Raw genomic sequence first — 19,681 nt, 5'->3', positions numbered from 1 at the left:
GCACCTGCCCGGGTGCCCCCGCTCGATGTGTTGTCGCCCGGTGTCGCCCGATGTTGCCCGGTGTTGCCCGTGAGGAAGGAAGCCGGTCAGGCCGGGTCCGGTTCCCAGCGGGACACCACGACATCGGCCTTCCGTACCACCCGCTCCCCCTGCACGAACCCGGCGGCGACGACACGCGCCACCGTGTGGTCCTTCTCCGGCCCCGCGGCGGGGGCGCGTCCCACCGGGCGCTGCAGCGCGCGGTCGAACGCCTCGCCGGGCCGCGGCACATACCGTTCGGCACCGGTCCCGGCCACCGCGTCCGCCGCCTCGTCGGCGAGGGCGGTCAGCAGGGCGCGCAGTTCGTCGACGCCGAGCGGCTCGGTGATGTGCTCGGCCTGGCGCAGGATCTGGTCGTGCAGCCGGATCAGGGAGTGGCGCACGAGGTCGAGCGCCGTGTCGAGTTCACCGCGGCGCAGCCGCTCTATCTCGTCGTGCAGCCGCGTGACGATCTCCTCGCGGCGCTGGGCGAGTTCCTGCTGGCGCGCCAGCGCTGCGGTGAACTCGCTTGCGAGCGTGCAGGGTTCGGCACTTTCCGTCACACCGGTCACCGTAGACCAGAGGCGCCGGGGGCGTCAGCAGGGTGTTCGGTGATCACTCGCTCGGGCTATCCGCTCGCCGGATCCCTTCGGCGGCGCACCACGGCGGGCCGCGTGCGGTTCGGCGGACCGCGCGAGTGACGGATCGATATGAGCTATATGTCCTAATTTGGCGGGGTGTCCGGGCGCACCGCGCGACCCGCCCGCGGCCGCCCGGAACACACCGGCGCGATCAATACCGAATTACCTCGTAAGAATTCGGCAAGGTTGGCGCATTTTCAAGATCCGTCGCGCCGGAATTCTTGATCCATTACCCCCGGACCCGTGATGTTCCGCACACGAGTTGGCTCATTGGGGACTTAACCAGCCCTGGAAAAAGAGCAGTTGAGTTTTACCGCTCCATGGTTGCGAACTGAGTCACATCGCCGACCGGGCACACTTCAATTCCGCCGTTGTGCCTCCTGCCATGGACTCGATCAGCCACAGAAAGCAGTAGAAGAACAATGCGCCACTCCTTCGACATCTCGCTCCAGCCCCACACCGTCACCGCCGCCGAGGTCATTCCGGGAGATCTGCTCGCCCTGTCGGAGCAGGACGCCGCGGAGAACACCTGGTACGTCGTGATGCACACCGTGCCGGAGAACCCGGAAACCATCCGGATGATCGTGCGCCCGCCCCTGGGCGGCGGCGACCACGACGAGTTCCTCGCCCGCTCCCAGGAGGTGACGGTCGCCGGCCACCGGATGGACGTGGCCGCTGTGCCGCTCGTCACATCGAGCGACCTCGGCGCGGCCGACCTCCGCGACGGGGACCGGGTCACCGCCCTGCGCGCCGTGGACCCCCGCGCCGTCGAGGAGACGTACGTCCGGCGCTGGGGCCGGTGGTACCGCGACCTGGACAACCCGGCGGAACAACCCCTGACCGACGCCGGGTTGCGCGAGCTGGCCGAACGGGCCGCGGCGCGGGACCACCTGGTCCGGCACCACCCACGGCCGCAGCAGCCGGCCCGGGCCGCGGCCCCGCGGCGGGTCGTGGTCACCGGGCTCGGGGCCATCACCCCGCTGGGTGTCGGCGTGACCGAGCTGTGGCAGGGACTCGTCGAGGGTCGGTGCGGGATACGGGAGCTGGAGGGCGAGGAGTTCGCCGACCTGCCCGTACGGGTGGCCGGCACGGTACCCGTGGATCCCGTCGGGCTGCTGCCCCGGCCGCAGGCGCGCCGGATGAACCGGGCGGCCCAGTTCGGGGTGCTCGCGGCGCGGGAGGCCTGGCAGGACGCCGGGTTCGACGCGGCGGGAACGACCGGGAGCGGCCTCGCCCCAGAGCGCGTCGGCGTCTCGGTGGGCGCGATCCTCGGTGACGCGTCCGTCCTGGTCGGCGGCGACCGGGCGCTGCGCGACAAGGGCCCGCGTACCGTCTCCCCCCTCACGACGCCCATGACGGTGCCCTCCCAGGCCGCCTCCCAGATCTCGCTCGACCTGCGGATCACGGGCGAGGCGCGCACGGTGACGAGCGCCTGCGCGTCGGGGACGGAGGCCATCGGCCAGGCCATCGACCGGATCCGGTACGGACGCGTGGACGTGGCCCTGGCGGGCGGCGCGGAGGCGGTCGTCACCCCGGCGATCATGGCGGCGTTCGCCTCGATGCGCGCCCTGTCGAACCATGGCGTCGGCGAGCTCTCCCCGTCCCGCCCCTTCGGCAGGGACCGCGACGGCTTCGTGAACGGCGAGGGCGCCGGGTTCCTGGTACTGGAGGCGGAGGAGCACGCGCGGGCCCGTGGGGCGCGCGTCTACTGCGAGGCCGCGGGCTGGGGCCTGTCCGCCGACGCCCACCACATGGCGGCGCCCGACCCCTCGGGCAACGGGGTCGCGCTGGCCCTGCGGCGCGCCCTGGAGGACGCGGACGCCCATGCCGTGGACGTCGTCCACGTCAACGCCCACGCCACCGCCACCGCCGAGGGGGACCTCGCGGAGGCGGCCGCCGTGCGGGCGGTCCTGGGCGGCGGGGTGCCCGTGACGGCCCTCAAGGGGCATCTGGGCCATCTGCAGGGAGCCGCGGGCGGCGTGGAGGCGGTGGCCACGGTGCTGACCCTGCACCGCGGGGTGATCCCCCCGACGATCGGCGGCACGGAAGAGGACCCGGAGATCGGCCTCGACGTGGTCCGGGCCGCTCCCCGCCCGCTCGCCCCGGTGGGCGACCTGGCCCTGAGCAACTCGTTCGGGTTCGGGGGTCACAACGCGGTGCTGGCGCTGCGCCGGGTGGCGTAACGGGCCGGGGCGGGAACGGCGGCCCCGGGCTCACGCCGTGTGCCTGCGGGCCGCCGTCTTCTTGGCCGTCCCCTTCTCGGCCGCCGTCTTCTTGGCCGTCCCCTTCTCGGCCGCCGTCTTCTTCGCAGCGGCCCTCGTCGTGGACTTCGTCGCCGTGGACTTCGTCGCCGCGGTCTTCGCCTCCGTCGTCTTCCTCGCCGTCGTCTTCCCCGCCGCGGTCTTCCCCGCCGCGGTCTTCCCCGCCGCGGTCTTCGCCTCCGTCGTCTTCCTCGCCGTCGTCTTCCCCGCCGCGGTCTTCCCCGCCGCGGTCTTCGCCTCCGTCGTCTTCCTCGCCGTCGTCTTCCCCGCCGCGGTCTTCGCCTCCGTCGTCTTCCCCGCGGTCGTCTTCCTCGCCCTGGCCTTCGCCTCCGTCGTCTTCCCGGCCGCCGCCGACTTCTTGCCCCCGGTCTCCTTCGGTACCGCGCGCCCCGGCGCCCGGGCCGGCAGGCGGCTGACCGCGGCCGTCGTGCCCGCCGCCGCGCCCCGCGACTCCTTCGCCGCACGGACGCTCCTCTCCAGGGCCGCCGTCAGGTCCAGGACCTTGCCGCCCTCGGGCTCGGGGGCGGCCGGCAGCTCCCTGCCCTCCGCCTTCGCGGCGATCAACTCCTCCACCGCCTCGCGGTACTCGTCGTGCAGCTCCTCCAGGTCCACCTCCCCCAGCGTGTCCATCAGCGTGTCCGCCAGGTCCAGCTCCCGGTCCCGCACGGTGACGCCGGTGTCCGGCACCACCCCTTCGGGGGCCCGGATCTCGTCCGGCCACAGCAGCCCGTGCATGGCGATCACGTCGTCGAACACACGGAGCATCCCGAGGCGCTCCCGGCCGCGCAGCGCGTACTTGGCGACGGCCACCTTCCCGCTGCGCCTGAGCGCCTCCCGCAGCAGCGTGTACGGCCTGGCGGCCGGGGCCCCGTTCGCCGAGAGGTAGTACGCCGTGTCCATCTGCAGCGGATCGATCCGGTCCGCCGGCACGAAGGCCACGATCTCGATCGTCCTGGTGGTCGGGAGGGGCAGCTGCGCCAGGTCCTCGTCCGTGACCGGGATGACCGCGCCGTCGGCGTCCTCGTACCCCTTGCCGATCTCCGCCTGCGTGACCTCGCGGTCCTCCAGTTCGCAGAACTTGCGGTAGCGGATGCGGCCGCCGTCCTCCAGATGGACCTGGCGGAAGGAGATCGAACGGCTCTCGGTGGCGTTCATCAGCTTGACGGGGATGCTGACCAGGCCGAACGAGATGGCGCCGTTCCAGATGGATCGCACGTGACCCCACCTTTCCGCCCTGAACATTCCGAATCAGGCGATTTCATGTGATTCTCGTGGGATTCTCATCGTATGACGCCGATCACAGAGGTGGAGGGGCGACGGCTCGCGCTCAGCAACCTGGAGAAGGTCCTCCATCCCGCGACCGGCTTCACCAAGGGCGAGATGCTGCACTACTACGCGACGACCGCGGACGCGCTGCTGCCCCATCTGCACGACCGGCCGCTGTCCTTCCTGCGCTATCCGGACGGCCCGGACGGACAGGTCTTCTTCGCCAAGAACGTGCCGCCGGGTACGCCCGACTGGGTAACCACCGCCGAGGTGCCGCGCTCCGAGGGCGCGGCCCGCATGGTGCTGATCCAGGATCTGGCCAGTCTCATCTGGGCGGCCAACCTCGTCACCGAGTTCCACACCCCCCAGTGGCGCATCGGCGCGCCCGACGTGGCCGACCGGCTGGTCTTCGACCTCGACCCGGGGCCGCCGGCCACCGTCGTCCAGTGCTGCGAGGTCGCCCGGTGGCTGCGGGAGCGGCTCGCCGCGGACGGGATCGAGGCGTACGCGAAGACGTCCGGCGCCAAGGGGCTGCATCTGCTCGCGGCGGTGGAGCCGACGCCGTCGCGGCGGACGACCGAGTACGCCAGGCGGCTCGCCGTGGCGGCGGAGAAGGCGCTGCCCCGCCTCGTCGTCCACCGCATGACCCGCAGCCTGCGGCCCGGGAAGGTCTTCGTGGACTGGAGCCAGAACGCGGCGCGCAAGACGACCGCGGCGCCCTACACGCTGCGCGCCCGGGCCACGCCGACCGTCTCCGCGCCGGTGACCTGGCAGGAGGTGGCGGACTGCGCGTCCCCCGGCGATCTCGTGTTCTGCGCACCGGACATCGGTCCCCGCCTGAGGGCGCACGGCGACCTCCTGGCCCCGCTCCTCGAACCCGCCCGGGCCGCGCCGCTGCCATGAGCACTGGTTCCCCGCGCCGCTTCGGAGCGCCGCCGGACGCACCGGACCTCGCCGGGCAAGCTCAGGCGGTCATGGCCGTCACACCCTCGACCAGGTGTGCCGGTCCCGTGCCATCGCGTGCAGCGCCTCCACGTCCGCCGGCTTGAGCACGCCGCCCCGGCGGGCGAGGCCGAAGAGGTCCGTGTCCTTCAGGACGCGGACGTCCCGGAGCGGGACCGTGATCTCCAGGCGGGCGGGCTCGGCCAGGGCCAGCACCGGGCGGACCTCCGCCGTCAGGGCGTACGACGCCCGGTCCGCGTCCGCCCGCACCCGGCGCAGCAGCGGCAGCGGCTCGTGCCTGCCCACCGTCACCATCGGGTCGGCGACGAGGACCCGCTGTCTGCGGGCGGGCAGCGAGCGCACGGCGAAGAGGCCGCCGGGGCCGATCACCAGGTGGTGGATGCGGTCGCCGCCCGGCAGCGGCACCGAGTGCAGGGTGTGCCAGCCCGCGCCCTCCATCCGGTCCAGCGCCTCGCCGACCGCCTGCTCGGCGGCGAGCGCGCGGCGCCGCGGGTCCGGGCGCAGCCGGTGCGCGGGCCCCGGATCGCGGTCCAGGGCGATCACCAGCGCCTCGCCGGGCCGGTTCGGCGCCAGGTCGTCGTCCGGGTGGAGGGTCAGCCGCGCCAGTTCCGCGGGGGTGGGAACGGGCGGCGGTCCCACCGTCACCGGGCCGGCCAGATACGGGCCGAGCGCGTCGAGCACGTCCTTCCGCCGGTCGTCGCTGAGCAGGTTGACCCGGCCCGTCTCGCGGTCGTACCAGGCGACCTGCCCGCCGTCGGCGCGGCACACGTACAGCCGTTCCCGGCCCTGCTGCCAGGCCGGTATGACGCGCAGTGCGCTCATGCGCCATCACCCCTGCACCATGGGAACAGGCGGGGTGCTCCAGGGGCAAGAACCCGGCTACCTTTGTGAGCAGTTGGGGAGTCGGTGGGAGGCGCCGTTGCGGACCCGCGGAAAACAACCCGATGTTCCCGCTCCGGACAGCCCGTGGAGCGAGATCGTCCCCGGCCTGTGGATGGGCGGGCACGAGTTCAGGGGGCGCTCCGGAGAGCGGGAGTTCGCCGTCGTACACCATGAGTTCGATCTCGTACTGACCCTGCTGCGGCTGCCGGGGCACGGCCCGGACGAGGGAATCGAGCACCATGTGTGGCCGATCCCGGACGGACCGCTCGACGGGACGCAGATCGCGGGCGTGATGCGGCTCGCGCAGGCCGCCGACGACGCCATGGAGGAGGGCCGCCGGGTCCTGGTCCGCTGCTACCACGGCTACAACCGCTCCGGGCTGGTCGTCGCGCACGCGCTGGTCCGGGCCGGTCACACCGCCGACGAGGCGATCGGGCTGATCCGCTCCCGCCGCGGGCCCTGGGCGCTGCACAACGAACTGTTCGTGGAGTACCTGCGGGCCGGACTGGGCACCGCCCGGCTCCTGGAGGAACTCGCGGAGTGACCGGCCGGCGCCCGGCGAAGTGACGGACACGCCCGCGGGGTGCGGGCGCGGGTGCGGTGCGGTGTGGGCCGAGGTACACCGGAACGGGCCGATTGACCCATATAGCGGGACATAGGGGTCGCCCGTTTGCTACGTTCCGCACATGATCCAGCCCGGAACGACCGGAACGACGCCCACGGCGGACACCCCCGTTCCCGCCGTGCGCCTGCCCCGGCGCCGCGGTACGGAGGCGGCCCTCATCGCCCTCGCCGTCCTGGTCTCCGTGTACGGCTACTGCGCCGTCGGCCTGGCCCGGCACGGCGCCCTGCCGCCCGGCGCCGCCCGCTACGGCGCCGGGCTCGGCGTGCTCGCGCTGCTCGCGCACACCGTGGTGCGGCTGCGGGCCCCGTACGCCGATCCGCTGCTGCTGCCCATCGCCGTGCTGCTCAACGGCGTGGGTCTGGTGCTGATCTACCGCCTCGACCTGGAGACCCCGGGCGACCGCGCGGCACCCGCCCAGCTGTACTGGTCGACGGTGGGCGTGGCGCTGTTCATCGCGGTCGTGGCGCTGCTGCGCCACCACCGCGTGCTCCAGCGCTACACCTACGTCTGCGTGGCCGCCGCCCTGGTGCTGCTCACCCTGCCGATCTTCTTCCCGGCGGTGAACGGTGCCCGGATCTGGCTGCGGATCGCCGGTTTCTCCATCCAGCCGGGCGAGTTCGCGAAGGTGCTGCTCGCGGTCTTCTTCGCCGGGTACCTGGCCGCCAACCGCAACGCGCTGGCGTTCACGGGCCGGCGCGTGTGGCGGCTGCAACTGCCCACCGGGCGTGTCCTCGGCCCGATGGTGGCGGTCTGGCTGCTGAGCGTCGGGGTGCTGGTCCTGGAGCGCGACCTCGGGACCTCGCTGCTGTTCTTCGGCCTGTTCGTGGTGCTGCTGTACGTGGCCACGGGGCGCACCGGCTGGATCGCCGTCGGTCTGCTGCTCACGGTCCTCGGCGCGTTCCCGGTCGGCCGGCTGGAGCCGCATGTGCACGCCCGGGTGAACGACTGGCTGCACCCCTTCGCGTCGATCGAGGCGGGCCGGGGCGCCGGTCAACTGGCCCAGTCGCTCTTCGCGTTCGGGGCCGGCGGGGCGTCCGGCACGGGGCTCGGCCTCGGCCACTCGATCCTGATCGGCTTCGCCGTCAAGTCGGACTTCATCCTGGCGACGGCGGGTGAGGAGCTGGGGCTGGCGGGCCTGACCGCGCTGTTCCTGGTCTACGCCCTGCTGGTGGAGCGCGGCTACCGAGCGGGCCTGGCGCTGCGCGACCCGTTCGGGCGCCTGCTCGCGATCGGCCTCGCGTCGATCGTCGCCCTCCAGGTCTTCGTGATCGCGGGCGGGGTCATGGGCCTGATCCCGCTCACCGGCATGGCGATGCCCTTCCTGGCGCAGGGCGGCTCCTCGGTCGTCACCAACTGGATCATCGTGGCGCTGCTGATCCGGATCAGCGACTCGGCGCGCAGCCAGTACGACGGGACGCCGGCGCCGTGAGCCGGTACATCCGCCGGGCGGCCGCCCTGTGCGGGGTGCTTCTGATCGCCCTGCTGGTGAACGCGACCCGGGTGCAGATCGTCGAGTCCTCGCGCTACGACGGCAACCCCGCCAACCGGCGGCAGCTGATCGCCCGGTACGCCCAGCCGCGCGGCGACATCGTGGTAGACGGCCGTCCGGTGACCGGCTCCCGGAGCACGGACGGGATGTTCCGCTACGAGCGCACGTACGGGGACGGCCGGCTGTACGCGGCGGTCACCGGCTTCGCCTCGCAGCTGTACGGGACGACGCAGCTGGAGGACGCGCAGGACGCGCTGCTGTCGGGTACGGACCCGCTGCTCGCGCCGCTCCCCCTGTGGAACGACGTCGTCCGGGCCCGCAACCCGGGTGGCACGGTCGTCACCACCCTCAACGGGGCGGCGCAGCGGGCGGCGTACCGGCGACTGGCCGGGCGCACCGGCGCGGTCGCCGCGATCGAACCGTCCACCGGGCGGGTCCTGGCGCTGGTCTCGACGCCGTCGTACGACCCCGGGGAGCTGTCGGGGTCGGGGGAGGCGGCCGCCCGCGCCTGGACGCGGCTGAACGGCGACGCGGCGCAGCCGATGCTCAACCGCGCGGTCCGGCAGACCTATCCGCCCGGGTCGACGTTCAAGGTGGTCACGGCCGCGGCGGCGCTGGAGGCGGGGGTGGTCACGGACCTCGACGCGCCGACGCGGTCCCCGGACCCCTACCGGCTGCCCGGCACGACGACCCGGCTAACGAACGAGTCGGAGGGCTGCGCGGACGCCTCCCTGCGGTACGCCTTCGCATGGTCGTGCAACACGGTGTTCGCCGGGCTCGGCGTCGAGGTGGGGCTGCGGAACATGCTCGGAACCGCGGCGGACTTCGGCTTCAACGACCGAAGGCTGGGCATCCCGTTCGCGGTGGCCCCGAGCACCTTCGACCGGAAGCTGGACCGGGCACAGCTGGCGATGTCCTCGATCGGGCAGTTCGACACCCGGGCGACGCCCCTGCAGATGGCGATGGTCGCGGCGGCGGTGGCGGGCGGGGGCTGGGTACGGGCGCCGTACCTGGTGGAGCGGACGACGACGAGGAGCGGGAAGACGGTCTCGAGGACCGCTCCGCGCACCCTGCACCGGGCGATGACCCCGGCGACGGCGGAGCAGCTGCGGGAGATGATGACGGACGCGGTGGAGGAGGGGACGGGCAGGAACGCGGCGATCCCCGGTGCCACCGTGGGCGGCAAGACGGGCACGGCGCAGCACGGTGTCCGCAATTCCGGCAAGCCGTATGCGTGGTTCATCTCCTGGGCGCAGGCGGACGGCGCGCTGGAACCGGCGGTGGCGGTGGCGGTGGTGGTGGAGGACGCGGCGGCCGAGCGCGGTGAGATCAGCGGGGGCGGCAACGCGGCGCCGATCGCGAAGGCGGTGATGGAGGCGGTGCTGGCCTCGCATCCGCGCAGGGGACGGTGACGGGTCCGCCTGCCGAGACGGGGTCTGTCGCCCGGGCGGGCCGCCGACCTACCGTTCGGTCATGACGGAACCCACCCGGCCCGCAGCCGCGTACGAACTCGCCCAGGTCAACATCGCCCGCCTCAAGGCCCCTCTGGACTCCCCCCAGTTGAAGGACTTCGTGGAGGCGCTCGACCCCGTGAACGCCGTGGCCGACGTGTCGGACGGTTTCGTCTGGCGTCTGCAGAGCGACTCGGGGAACGCGACGGACGTGCCGGTCTTCGGGGACGAGTGGCTGATCGTCAACATGTCGACGTGGCGGGACGCGAACGCCCTGACGGCGTTCATGTACCAGGGGCAGCACCGGGAGATGCTGGCGCGCCGTCGCGTGGGGGTCCCCCCACGCCCTTGAGGCAGTGGGGGAGGTTCGAGCACCTTCAGGAGGCGGTCACGTGTCCGATCCCGGGAGATGCTTGACACTTCGGTCCCAGCTGATGGTTGACAGTGGCCGTGTTCGGCTTTTCTGTGCGCGTCGTTGCGGCGTGTGGCGGGAGGCCGGGATTGGCGCTGGTGGAGTTGTCGGTTGTCGAGCAGAGATACCGGGCTGTCCTTGCGGTGCTGGCGGGTGCGACGGTGACGGAGGTCGCCGCGTCGCTTGGGGTGTCGCGGCAGACGGTCAGCGGCTGGAAGTCACGGTATGAGGCTGCCGGCCTGGCGGGGTTGGCGGACCGTTCGCGCAGGCCGGCGTCGTGTCCGCATCAGGCCTCGGCGGAGGTCGAAGCGGCCGTGTGTGAGCTGCGGCGCAAGCACCCGAGGTGGGGTCCGCGGCGGATCGCCCATGTGCTGGAGCGGTCCGGGGCGGTGAGCCCGGTGCCGTCGCGGATGACCGTGTATCGGATCCTGGTCCGTCACGGGCTGGTGGAGCCGGGGGTGCGGCGCCGGAAGCGGTCGGATTACAAGCGCTGGCAGCGGGACCGTCCGATGCAGTTGTGGCAGATGGACATCGTCGGCGGCGTGATGCTGGTCGACCCGGTGACGGGCGAGCTGACCGAGGCGAAGGTCGTGACCGGGGTGGACGACCATTCCCGGTACTGCGTGATCGCGTCGGTGGTCGAGCGGGCGACGGGGCGGGCGGTCTGCACGGCGTTCGTCCGTGCCTTGCAGAGGTTCGGGGTGGTGGAGGAGGTGCTGACCGACAACGGCAAGCAGTTCACCGACCGGTTCGGGCAGGGCGGTGAGGTGCTGTTCGACCGGATCTGCCGGGAGAACGGGATCGCGCACCGCCTTACCCAGCCGGCCTCGCCGACCACCACGGGCAAGGTCGAGCGGTTCCATCAGACGCTGCGGCGCGAACTCCTCGACGACTGCGGGGCTTTCGAGAGCATCGAGGCGGCTCAGGCGGCACTGGATGCGTGGGTGGAGGAGTACAACTCCTCGCGGCCGCATCAGGCGCTGGAGATGCAGTCTCCGGGAGACCGGTTCGGCCCGGTTGCCGAGGAGGAGCGGGACGTCCTGGGCCTGAAGATCCCTGGAGTGCTGGCGCTGGTGCCGCAGCAGCGGACACCCCCAGCAGACCCGGAGCCGGCTTCGACCGAAGCCTCCGAGGTTCCTGCCGCCCTGCCTGAGGTGCCTGCAGTGGTGCCAGTCGAGCAGGGCGGGCCTGTGGAGTTCGAGCGGGTGGTGCCTGCGAGTGGGAATCTGCAGGTCGCGGGCAAGCAGTTCTGGCTGGGTCCGGCTCGCTCGGGGCTGACGGTGACGTTCTGGGCCGACACGCAGGTGATCCATCTGCTGATCGCCGGGGCGCGGATCAAGACCGTGCGGTCACACCTGTCGGTGGCGGATCTGGGACGGCTGGCTGCCCGGGGCGGACGTCTGGCGGGGCCGGCCCCGCTGCCGGGCGGTGACGGGGCGGCGTTCGAGGTGGACCGGGTGGTGAACAACAGCGGCCTGGTCGGTCTGGGCGGGCACCAGGTCCTGGCGGCGGAGATCCTGGGCGGCCGCCAGGTGGGCGTCCGTATCGACGACGAGACACTGTCGTTCTTCGACCTGTCCTCGCGGGAACTGCTGCGGGTGCGGCCCAACCCGCTGACCAGCGAGGAAGTCCGAAGGCTGCGGGGCCTGCGTCCGGCCGGACCGCCGCCGCGGCCGAGCGTCGAGCCCGTGCGGGTCCAGCGGCGGGTCAGCGCGGTAGGCACTGTCATGGTCTGCCGCCAGGTCGTCTCCCTCGGCCGCCCCTACGCAGGCCAGACCGTGACCGTCCACGTGTCGGACGCGACGATCAGCGTCGAGCTGGACGGTCAGATCCGCGTCATCCGGCGCACGACCGACATACCCGTACGCCACGTGAAGGCGAACAAGCCCCACAAGGTTTCCGATGTTGTCTAGGCCCACCGTCAAGCAACAGCTGGGACCAGAACGTCAAACATCACCTGGGACTAGACACAGGAGGCGGTCACGACCCTGTGGTGGGTACCCGCCGGCCACCGCCCGACGGTGGCGGAGGCCGAGCAGCGGCTGCTGCATCTGCGCGCCCACGGGCCCACGGAGTACGCGTTCACGTTGCGGACGTCGTTCCCTCCGGGGGAGGCGCTACCGTTGGCCGGCGGTTGATCGCGGTGAGGTCGATGTCGAGGGGAAACGGAACGGTCAGGCTGAGCTTGTCGTGGTGGATACCGGTGGGCACATACACCTTGGCCGAGGGATCGAGTTCGTAGGCATAGACAACGGGAAGGCCGTTGTTCTCCTCGACCCTCCAGAAGTGCGGAATGCCCGCGGCCGCGTACTTGTGGGGCTTCGCCTCTCGGTCACACTGCACGAAGTCCTCCGACACGACCTCGACGGCGAGGATGACGTCCTCGGGGAGGAGCCGCGTGTCTCTGGGCCCGGTGTCAGCGCCGGCACGGACCACCAGGACGTCGGGCTCCGGACGGTTGTGGCGGTCGAGCGTGACGGTGAACTCGCGGTAGACGTCGAACCCGTCCGGCGCCTGGTCAAGCAGAGCGATGTCCAGCAGTCGAATCGTGCGCATGTGGAACGAGGTCTGCGGACTCACGAAAACCAGACTCCCGTCGATCAGCTCCGTATGCGGAGGAAGATTCGGGAGCCGGTCCAGGTCGTCCGCCGTCCACCCGCCGACCGGCGGGCGGGGCCACTCGTAGTCCTCGTCCAGCCCGTACTCGCGTGCGGCACTCATGATCACTCCCATGCGACGGAGTCTGCCTGGTACGACCAGCGTACCCGGGGCGAATGTCGATTCATCCGCCGTTCGAGTGATCATCGAACATGCCGTTGACTTGCCCTTTCAGCCTTCCGCCCCCGCCTCGATCGCCTCCTCCACCTCCGCGACGCGGGCCTTCTCCTCCATGGCGAAGCGCTCCGCGTCGAGCCTCTCGGCGATCTCCTCGTCCTGGGCCATCAGCAGGTCGAGGTTCGAGTCGCCCAGTTCGAAGACGCCCATGTCGACGTACGCCTGCTGGAGGCGCTTGCCCCACAGGCCGATGTCCTTCACGCACGGGACGATCCTGCTGAAGAGCAGCCGGCGGAAGAGGTGGAGGAACTCGGACCTCTCGCTGAGCTCCTCGGCCTCCGCCTTGGGGATGCCGAAGTTCTCCAGCACCTCCACCCCGCGCAGGCGGTCGCGCATCAGGTAGCAGCCCTCGATGACGAACTCCTCGCGCTCGCGCAGTTCCGCGTCCGTGAGCTGCTTGTAGTAGTCGCGCAGGGCCATGCGGCCGAACGCCACGTGCCGCGCCTCGTCCTGCATGACGTACGCCAGGATCTGCTTGGGCAGCGGCTTGTCCGTGGTGTCCCGGATCAGGCCGAAGGCCGCCAGCGCCAGGCCCTCGATCAGCACCTGCATGCCGAGGTAGGGCATGTCCCAGCGGCTGTCCCGGAGGGTGTCGCCGAGCAGCGACTGCAGGTTGTCGTTGATCGGGTACAGCATCCCGATCTTCTCGTGCAGGAACCGGGCGTAGATCTCCGCGTGCCGGGCCTCGTCCATCGTCTGTGTCGCGGAGTAGAACTTCGCGTCCAGATCGGGGACCGACTCCACGATCCGCGCCGCGCACACCATCGCGCCCTGCTCGCCGTGCAGGAACTGGCTGAACTGCCAGGAGGCGAAGTGCTTGCGCAGCTCGCCCTTGTCGTCGTCGGTCATCTTCGCCCAGTACGGCGTCCCGTAGAGCGCCAACGCCTCATCGGGGGTGCCGAGCGGGTCGTGCGGGTCGACCTCCAGGTCCCAGTCGATCCGCTTCTGGCCGTCCCACTGCTTGTCCTTGCCCTTCTGGTACAGGGCGAGCAGCCGGTCGCGGCCGTCGTCGTACTCCCAGCTGAACCGCGCCTCACCGCTCGCGGGCACTTGCCAGAGGCGGTCCCCCGGGTCGTTGGTGTACATCTCATACGTCGGCATAAGGCCACGCTCACACGCGGTAGACGCAGCGTCAACAAGTCGCGCACAAGGGATTGACGTCCTTGCTGACAAGCAGTCTTATAAGTCGTGACCGCGGGTAACAGCGGCCCGTACGACGAGGTGGGACAGCGATGACGACGGTGACGGAAGCCGATGTGCTGCGCGACGCTCTCGGCCTGCTCAAGGACCGGGAGCAGGTGGCCGAGCGGCTGCTCGACTCCTCCGCCAAGCACTCCTTCGACCCGGACAGGGAACTGGACTGGGACGCTCCCTACGAGGACGGCAAGTGGTTCTGGCCGCCGGAACTGGTGTCGCTGTACGACACGCCGCTGTGGAAGCGGATGGGCGAGGAGCAGCGGATCCTGCTGTCGCAGCACGAGGCCGCGGCGCTCGCCTCGCTCGGCATCTGGTTCGAGATCATCCTGATGCAGCTGCTGGTCCGGCACATCTACGACAAGTCGGCGACGAGCGCGCACGTGCGGTACGCGCTCACCGAGATCGAGGACGAGTGCCGGCACTCCAAGATGTTCGCCCGGCTGATCGCGCACGGCGGGACGCCCTGGTACCCGGTCAGCCGGGTGCACCGGAACCTCGGCCGCCTCTTCAAGACGATCTCGACGACGCCGGGGTCCTTCACCGCCACCCTCCTCGGCGAGGAGGTCCTGGACTGGATGCAGCGGCTCACCTTCCCCGACGAGCGGGTGCAGCCGCTGATCCGCGGGGTCACGCGCATCCACGTGGTCGAGGAGGCCCGCCACGTCCGCTACGCGCGCGAGGAGCTGCGCCGCCAGATGCTGACGGCGCCGCGGTGGTCGCAGGAGTTCACGCGCGTCTCCTCCGGAGAGTTCGCCCGCGTCTTCTCGGTCGCCTTCGTCAACCCCGAGGTCTACACCAACGTGGGCCTGGACAAGCAGGAGGCCATGGCCCAGGTGAAGGCGAGCGGGCATCGCCGGGAGGTCATGCAGACGGGCGCGAAGCGGCTGACGGACTTCCTGGACGACATCGGGGTGCTGCGGGGCGTGGGGCGGCGCCTGTGGAGGTCCTCGGGCCTGCTGGCCTGACGGCGGGCCCGTCCGGCGCCGCACCGGCGCGGCCGGAAAGGGACTGGAAAGGGGCCGGAAAGGGGCCGGAGCGTGCGCTCCCGCGCCGGTCGCGGCTCCTGTCGGGTCCCCCTCGCCGCGACCGCGCGATTACGCTGCGGACATGACCTCCGAGGCCCCCACCCGCGCGTACCGTCGGCTCAGCGTCGAGGAGCGGCGCAGCCAGCTGCTCGGCGCCGCGCTGTCCCTGTTCGCGCACCGCGCCCCCGAGGAGGTCTCGCTGGACGACGTGGCCGAGGCGGCCGGCGTCTCGCGCCCGCTCGTCTACCGCTACTTCCCGGGCGGCAAGCAGCAGCTGTACGAGGCCGCCCTGAGATCCGCGGCGGAGGAGCTGCAGAAGTGCTTCGACGAGCCGCGGGACGGCCCCCTCCTGCCCCGGCTGAGCCGGGCCCTCGACCGCTACCTCGCCTTCGTCGACCAGCACGACGCCGGCTTCAGCGCCCTGCTGCAGGGCGGCAGCGTGGCCGAGACGTCCCGCACCACCGCCATCGTGGACGGGGTCCGGCGCGCCGCCGCCGAGCACATCCTCGGCCACCTCGGCGTCGAGGAGCCCGGGGCGCGGCTGCGGATGACCGTGCGCATGTGGATCACGGCGGTGGAGGCCGCCTCCCTCATCTGGCTCGACGAGGACAAACAGCTCCCGGTCGGCGAGTTGCGGGACTGGCTGGTGGAGCAGTTCGTCGCCTGCCTGGTGGCCACGGCGGGGCGCGACGCCCAGACCGCCGCCGTGGTGCGGGACGCCCTGGCCCTGGAGAGCGCGGAGGGACCGGCCGGCGCGCTGGTGCGGGGCGTACTGCCCGTGGTGGGCGACGCCGGCCATCTGCTGTGACCCGGCGGCACGCCGGGGACCCCTCCCCCGCGCGGAGGAGACTGGTGCCGTGAAGAGCCAAGACACCCCCTTCGTGGGCGGTCCGCTGGACGGGCGCGTCCTTCCGGTCCTGCTCGGCCCGACCGGCCACCCGCCGAAGACGTACCGCGTCCCGGTCCCGGACCCGGACGGCGGCCCGCCGACCGTGCTCGTCTACCGGCGTGTCGAGGCGGGCCGGGGCGGCACCCTCCGTCTCCACCCGGGCTGGAGATACGAGTTCGACCCCGGGGGCGGCGGCCGCCGCCCCCGTCTGCGGTGGCCGAACCCGCGCCGGAAGCCAGGCGCCACGCCGGGCGGCGCCGCGGAAGCCGCCGACGAGTGACCTCCCGGGTGACCTCCCTGGGCCGAACCGACCACGCGGCGGGCGCCCGGGACGCACACGACGGATCCTGCCGGTGCGAGGTGGACCCCCCACCCCGCGCACCGGAGGTGATGTCATGTCAGGACGGCTGCTCCGCCCGGCCTGCACGGCGGCGGTGACCGCCGCGGCGGCCCTGCTCGCCCCCGTCCCCGCGACGGCCGCCGCGGGTCCGGGCACCGGCTCCGACTCCGGCCGGCGACCGGAGACCCGCTCGGTCTCCGAGCTTCTGACGGACCTCCAGCAGAGGTACCGGCGGGCCGAGCGGGCCACCGAGGCGTACAACGCCACCACCGAGAAACTGAAGAAGCAGCGGGCCGAGGTCGCGCGGCTCGACGGGCAGCTCACCCGGGCCCGGCTCGCCGTGCAGAGCGGCCGCGGCGAGATCGGCCGGCTCGCCCGGCAGCAGTACCGCACCAGCACGGAGATCTCCCGGTACGTCCGCGTGCTGCTCTCCCGCGATCCGCAGCACGCGCTCGACGAGGGGCATGTGATCGGGCAGTTGGCGCGGGGGCGGGCCGGGACCCTGCGCCGGCTTGCGGGCGCCGAGAAGCAGGCCGGCGAGCTGGCCCGCACGGCGCGCGCGGCACTCGACAAGCAGCTCGCCCTCGCCAAGCGGCAGAAGACGGAGCGGGACGCCGTCCGCAGGCAGCTGAAGGACATCGAGAAGCTGATCGCCTCGCTCAGCGCCGGACGGCTCGCCGAGCTGGCCGACTTCGAGCGCGGCGGAGCCGCGGCGGCACAGCGGAGGTTCCTGGCCTCCGGCGCGCTCAGCGGGGAGCGGGCGCCCACGGAGGCGGGCCACAGGGCGCTGCGGTACGCCGTCGGGCAGATCGGCAAGCCGTACGAGTGGGGCGCCGAGGGGCCGAGGTCGTACGACTGCTCGGGGCTGACCTCGCGGGCCTGGGAGCACGCGGGCCGGACCGTGCCGCGGACCAGCCAGGAGCAGTGGGCCCGGCTGCGGCACGTGCCGCTGAAGGACCTGAGGCCCGGGGACCTGGTGGTCTACTTCCCCGAGGCCACGCACGTCGCCCTGTACCTCGGGGACGGCATGGTCGTCCAGGCGCCGCGGCCGGGAACCACGATCAAGGTGTCCCCGATCGCGTCGTACCCCGTGCTCGGAGCGGTACGTCCGGACCCCGGCGGGGAGCCCCTGCGGCACTACACCCCGCCGCCGCTCCCGCTGTGAGCCCGCCGCCCGAAGGCGAGGCGGACCAGGCGGATTGAGTCCGCATCAGATCCCCCCGTCATGCGACACGCGCGCGAGTGCACCCGACCGGCCCCGCCGTATCACTCCTCGGCCATGCCCGATATGACAGTAAAAGTGGCCTTCAGTACGTTCATCGAAGGTCGGCTGTCCGGCCGACGTCTTCAAGACCGAGAGAAGTGACATGCCCACGCGTACCTTCGTTGTGGCCGCCGCCGTAGTGGGCGCCGCGGCCCTAGCCACCACCGGCATCACCTACGCCTCGATCGCCGATCCCAGCGAGAGCGCCACGTCCGGCCACCGGTCGACCGCGTCGGTCCAGCCGTCGGCGCCGTCGGCACAGCGACCGGCCCCCACCTCCCCACCCCGCGGTGACGGCACCGCCCACGGGCAACGGGACGACCACCGCCAGCAGGGCCACAGCCAGCAGGGTCAGGGCCAGCAGGGCCAGCAGGGCCACAGCCAGGAAAGCCGCCCGCAGCAGGGCCGCGGCCAGGAGAACGGCGGCCAGGACGGCCGCGACCGGGAGGGCCGCGACGGAGACGGCCGTGACGGCGACCGTGACGGCGGGCGCGGATACGGCGGCGGCCACGGCCACGAGGACGGGGGAAGGATCTACTTCAACGACCGGACGTACTCCGCCCGCACGGACGGCTGCGTCACCGCGGCCAGCGGCCTGGGCTCCAGCAGCTTCAGCGTCTACAACGACAGCCGCATGGTCATCGAGATCTTCCGCGGCTTCACCTGCGACAACGGCGCTCCCGTCGCCACGGTCGGCCCCCACGGCACGGGATACGGCGTCGTGACCCGTACCGTCCACAACGGCATCTTCGGCGACGACGGCGTCGTGGGAAGCTTCCGGGTGATCGACCACGACGACTGGTGACCGTGCCGCCCGGAGTGTCCGGAACCCCGGCCCGCCGGAATCGGGCCGGTGGCTCCGGTGCGCGGCGAGGGACCGTCAGGCCCCCGAGACCGACGCCAGGTACGCCTCCGCCTTCTCGGGCTCGTAGAAGTAGTCCTCGAAGTCGGCCGGGTTGTTGAAGCCGTTGGCGAAACGGTCCGCGACCGGCTGGAGGGCGCCCGCCGCGCCGATCAGGTTCAGGACGTGCTCCGGCGGCACGCCCAGCATCGCGTTCGTCCACTTGGTCACATGCTGGGCCGTGTCCCAGTAGCGGTCGAACGTCTGCCGCATCCAGACCTCGTCGAACTCCTTGTCGCCGTGTTCCAGGATCGAGGCGAGGTACGCGGCGGCGCACTTGGCGGCCGAGTTGGCGCCCTGGCCGGTGACCGGGTCGTTCGCCACCACCACGTCCGCGACGCCCAGCACCAGGCCGCCGCCGGGAAGGCGGCCCACGGGGTTGCGCACGGTGGGGGCGTAGCGCCCGGACAGCGTGCCGTTCGCGTCGGTCAGTTCCACCTTGGTGGCCCGCGCGTACTCCCAGGGCGTGAACCGCTCCATGAGCTCCAGGGTCAGGGACAGGTGCTCGCCCGGGTCCTTGACCCCGTTGAAGACGTCGATCGGGCCGCCGGGGACGCCCTCCCAGAAGAGGATGTCCGCGCGCCCGGACAGGGTGAGGGTCGGCATCACGAACAGCTCACCCACACCCGGGACCAGGTTGCAGCGGACCGCGTCGAACTCCGGGTGTTCCGGGCGCGGGCCGAGGCCGTGGACGTAGGCGACCGCGAGGGCCCGCTGCGGCTCGCTGAACGGGGAGCGCGAGGCGTCGCGGCCGAACATCGACACCAACTCGCCCTTGCCCGCCGACACCAGCACCAGGTCGTAGGCGCGGGAGAAGTAGTCGAGGTCGGAGACCGCCGCCCCGTGGATCACCAGCTGGCCGCCGCGCTGGGCGAACGTCTCCATCCAGCCGGCCATCTTCAGCCGCTGGTCCACGGACTGCGCGTATCCGTCGAGGCTGCCCACCCAGTCGATCACGCGCTGCGACTCGGGACCCGCCACCGAGACGCCGAGCCCCTCGATGTCCGGGGCCTGGGACTCCCAGAAGTTGAGCTGCAGGTCGCGCTCGTGCTGCAGCGCCGTGTGGAACATGCACTGCGTCGACATGACGCGGCCGGAGCGGATCTCGTCCGCGGTCCGGTTGGACATCAGGGTGACCTCGTACCCGTTCGCCTGGAGGCCGAGGGCGAGCTGGAGTCCGGACTGGCCGGCTCCGACGACGAGTATCTTCCGCATGCGGGGG

17 protein-coding genes and 3 pseudogenes are annotated in these 19,681 nt (G+C 72.0%); 14 read left to right on the top strand and 6 right to left on the bottom strand.

What is annotated here, in order from left to right; translation table 11 throughout:
• Positions 1-86: 86 nt before the first annotated feature.
• Positions 87-581 (bottom strand): nucleotide exchange factor GrpE, encoded by a 495-nt coding sequence (gene grpE / locus ACZ79I_RS27265; RefSeq protein WP_471500327.1) that lies wholly within the window; start codon positions 579-581, stop codon positions 87-89.
• Between the two features lie 500 nt (positions 582-1,081).
• On the opposite strand from grpE, the gene ACZ79I_RS27260 reads away from it, so the two are divergent.
• Positions 1,082-2,842, top strand: a complete 1,761-nt coding sequence (locus ACZ79I_RS27260) for a beta-ketoacyl-[acyl-carrier-protein] synthase family protein (protein ID WP_471500325.1) — start codon at positions 1,082-1,084, stop codon at positions 2,840-2,842.
• Between the two features lie 30 nt (positions 2,843-2,872).
• Here ACZ79I_RS27260 and ku read toward each other — a convergent pair whose 3' ends face one another.
• On the bottom strand, positions 2,873-4,135 hold the full coding sequence (gene ku, locus ACZ79I_RS27255) for a non-homologous end joining protein Ku (protein WP_471500323.1): 1,263 nt from the start codon (positions 4,133-4,135) through the stop codon (positions 2,873-2,875).
• 72 nt (positions 4,136-4,207) lie between these two features.
• On the opposite strand from ku, the gene ligD reads away from it, so the two are divergent.
• On the top strand, positions 4,208-5,089 hold the full coding sequence (gene ligD / locus ACZ79I_RS27250) for a non-homologous end-joining DNA ligase (protein ID WP_471500321.1): 882 nt from the start codon (positions 4,208-4,210) through the stop codon (positions 5,087-5,089).
• A 78-nt stretch (positions 5,090-5,167) separates the two neighbouring features.
• Here ligD and ACZ79I_RS27245 read toward each other — a convergent pair whose 3' ends face one another.
• Positions 5,168-5,971: a nuclease-related domain-containing protein gene (locus tag ACZ79I_RS27245; protein ID WP_471500319.1), complete on the bottom strand. Its 804-nt coding sequence runs from the start codon at positions 5,969-5,971 to the stop codon at positions 5,168-5,170.
• 97 nt (positions 5,972-6,068) lie between these two features.
• Here ACZ79I_RS27245 and ACZ79I_RS27240 point away from each other — a divergent pair, with 97 nt between their 5' ends.
• From ACZ79I_RS27240 to ACZ79I_RS27210, 7 genes and pseudogenes are all read left to right on the top strand, one after another.
• Positions 6,069-6,575, top strand: a complete 507-nt coding sequence (locus ACZ79I_RS27240) for a protein-tyrosine phosphatase family protein (protein WP_471500318.1) — start codon at positions 6,069-6,071, stop codon at positions 6,573-6,575.
• Positions 6,576-6,717: 142 nt separating this feature from the next.
• Entirely contained in the window at positions 6,718-8,085 is a 1,368-nt protein-coding gene (locus tag ACZ79I_RS27235) for an FtsW/RodA/SpoVE family cell cycle protein (RefSeq protein ID WP_471500316.1), read from the top strand.
• Positions 8,082-9,557: a penicillin-binding transpeptidase domain-containing protein gene (locus ACZ79I_RS27230; RefSeq protein ID WP_471500314.1), complete on the top strand. Its 1,476-nt coding sequence runs from the start codon at positions 8,082-8,084 to the stop codon at positions 9,555-9,557. The genes ACZ79I_RS27235 and ACZ79I_RS27230 overlap by 4 nt, the downstream gene beginning before the upstream one ends.
• Positions 9,558-9,618: 61 nt before the next feature.
• Positions 9,619-9,924: pseudogene (locus ACZ79I_RS27225) on the top strand (DUF3291 domain-containing protein); the annotation flags it as partial.
• 173 nt (positions 9,925-10,097) lie between these two features.
• A pseudogene (locus ACZ79I_RS27220) lies at positions 10,098-11,154 on the top strand (IS481 family transposase); the annotation flags it as partial.
• Between the two features lie 62 nt (positions 11,155-11,216).
• Complete coding sequence (locus ACZ79I_RS27215; protein ID WP_471498353.1) at positions 11,217-11,921, top strand: hypothetical protein; 705 nt, start codon at positions 11,217-11,219, stop codon at positions 11,919-11,921.
• Between the two features lie 57 nt (positions 11,922-11,978).
• Positions 11,979-12,146, top strand: a pseudogene (locus tag ACZ79I_RS27210) (DUF3291 domain-containing protein); the annotation flags it as partial.
• Here the strand turns inward: ACZ79I_RS27210 and ACZ79I_RS27205 are convergent.
• Together ACZ79I_RS27205 and ACZ79I_RS27200 are read right to left on the bottom strand one after the other, a co-directional pair.
• Entirely contained in the window at positions 12,091-12,729 is a 639-nt protein-coding gene (locus ACZ79I_RS27205; RefSeq protein ID WP_471500312.1) for a Uma2 family endonuclease, read from the bottom strand. The pseudogene ACZ79I_RS27210 and the gene ACZ79I_RS27205 sit on opposite strands and share 56 nt — an antisense overlap.
• A gap of 108 nt (positions 12,730-12,837) precedes the next feature.
• Positions 12,838-13,944, bottom strand: a complete 1,107-nt coding sequence (locus ACZ79I_RS27200) for a ferritin-like domain-containing protein (protein ID WP_471500310.1) — start codon at positions 13,942-13,944, stop codon at positions 12,838-12,840.
• Between the two features lie 131 nt (positions 13,945-14,075).
• Here ACZ79I_RS27200 and ACZ79I_RS27195 point away from each other — a divergent pair, with 131 nt between their 5' ends.
• From ACZ79I_RS27195 to ACZ79I_RS27175, 5 genes are all read left to right on the top strand, one after another.
• Positions 14,076-15,005, top strand: a complete 930-nt coding sequence (locus tag ACZ79I_RS27195; protein WP_471500308.1) for an AurF N-oxygenase family protein — start codon at positions 14,076-14,078, stop codon at positions 15,003-15,005.
• Positions 15,006-15,147: 142 nt separating this feature from the next.
• On the top strand, positions 15,148-15,873 hold the full coding sequence (locus tag ACZ79I_RS27190) for a TetR/AcrR family transcriptional regulator (RefSeq protein WP_471500306.1): 726 nt from the start codon (positions 15,148-15,150) through the stop codon (positions 15,871-15,873).
• Positions 15,874-15,922: 49 nt separating this feature from the next.
• Positions 15,923-16,234, top strand: coding sequence for a hypothetical protein (locus tag ACZ79I_RS27185; protein WP_471500304.1), 312 nt, complete (start codon positions 15,923-15,925; stop codon positions 16,232-16,234).
• A gap of 115 nt (positions 16,235-16,349) precedes the next feature.
• Positions 16,350-17,459, top strand: coding sequence for a C40 family peptidase (locus ACZ79I_RS27180; protein ID WP_471500302.1), 1,110 nt, complete (start codon positions 16,350-16,352; stop codon positions 17,457-17,459).
• 202 nt (positions 17,460-17,661) lie between these two features.
• The gene (locus ACZ79I_RS27175) at positions 17,662-18,363 is read left to right on the top strand and encodes a hypothetical protein (RefSeq protein WP_471500300.1); all 702 of its coding nucleotides are present in this window, start codon (positions 17,662-17,664) and stop codon (positions 18,361-18,363) included.
• Positions 18,364-18,438: 75 nt separating this feature from the next.
• Here the strand turns inward: ACZ79I_RS27175 and ACZ79I_RS27170 are convergent, their stop codons facing one another.
• Positions 18,439-19,674, bottom strand: coding sequence for a styrene monooxygenase/indole monooxygenase family protein (locus ACZ79I_RS27170; protein ID WP_471500298.1), 1,236 nt, complete (start codon positions 19,672-19,674; stop codon positions 18,439-18,441).
• Between the last annotated feature and the right edge of the window lie 7 nt (positions 19,675-19,681).

Source organism: Streptomyces sp. PSU-S4-23, from assembly GCF_055632315.1.
The sequence above is the reverse complement of the archived record's forward strand: the minus strand, read 5'-3'. Positions and strand labels throughout refer to the sequence as shown.

Bases quoted from the DNA above. Each gene is read 5' to 3' on its own strand.
- ACZ79I_RS27260 (WP_471500325.1), top strand. From the start codon at position 1,082: ATGCGCCACTCCTTCGACATCTCGCTCCAGCCCCACACCGTCACCGCC.
- ligD (WP_471500321.1), top strand. From the start codon at position 4,208: ATGACGCCGATCACAGAGGTGGAGGGGCGACGGCTCGCGCTCAGCAAC.
- ACZ79I_RS27245 (WP_471500319.1), bottom strand. From the start codon at position 5,971: ATGAGCGCACTGCGCGTCATACCGGCCTGGCAGCAGGGCCGGGAACGG.
- ACZ79I_RS27235 (WP_471500316.1), top strand. From the start codon at position 6,718: ATGATCCAGCCCGGAACGACCGGAACGACGCCCACGGCGGACACCCCC.
- ACZ79I_RS27205 (WP_471500312.1), bottom strand. From the start codon at position 12,729: ATGAGTGCCGCACGCGAGTACGGGCTGGACGAGGACTACGAGTGGCCC.
- ACZ79I_RS27200 (WP_471500310.1), bottom strand. From the start codon at position 13,944: ATGCCGACGTATGAGATGTACACCAACGACCCGGGGGACCGCCTCTGG.
- ACZ79I_RS27195 (WP_471500308.1), top strand. From the start codon at position 14,076: ATGACGACGGTGACGGAAGCCGATGTGCTGCGCGACGCTCTCGGCCTG.
- ACZ79I_RS27190 (WP_471500306.1), top strand. From the start codon at position 15,148: ATGACCTCCGAGGCCCCCACCCGCGCGTACCGTCGGCTCAGCGTCGAG.
- ACZ79I_RS27180 (WP_471500302.1), top strand. From the start codon at position 16,350: ATGTCAGGACGGCTGCTCCGCCCGGCCTGCACGGCGGCGGTGACCGCC.
- ACZ79I_RS27175 (WP_471500300.1), top strand. From the start codon at position 17,662: ATGCCCACGCGTACCTTCGTTGTGGCCGCCGCCGTAGTGGGCGCCGCG.
- ACZ79I_RS27170 (WP_471500298.1), bottom strand. From the start codon at position 19,674: ATGCGGAAGATACTCGTCGTCGGAGCCGGCCAGTCCGGACTCCAGCTC.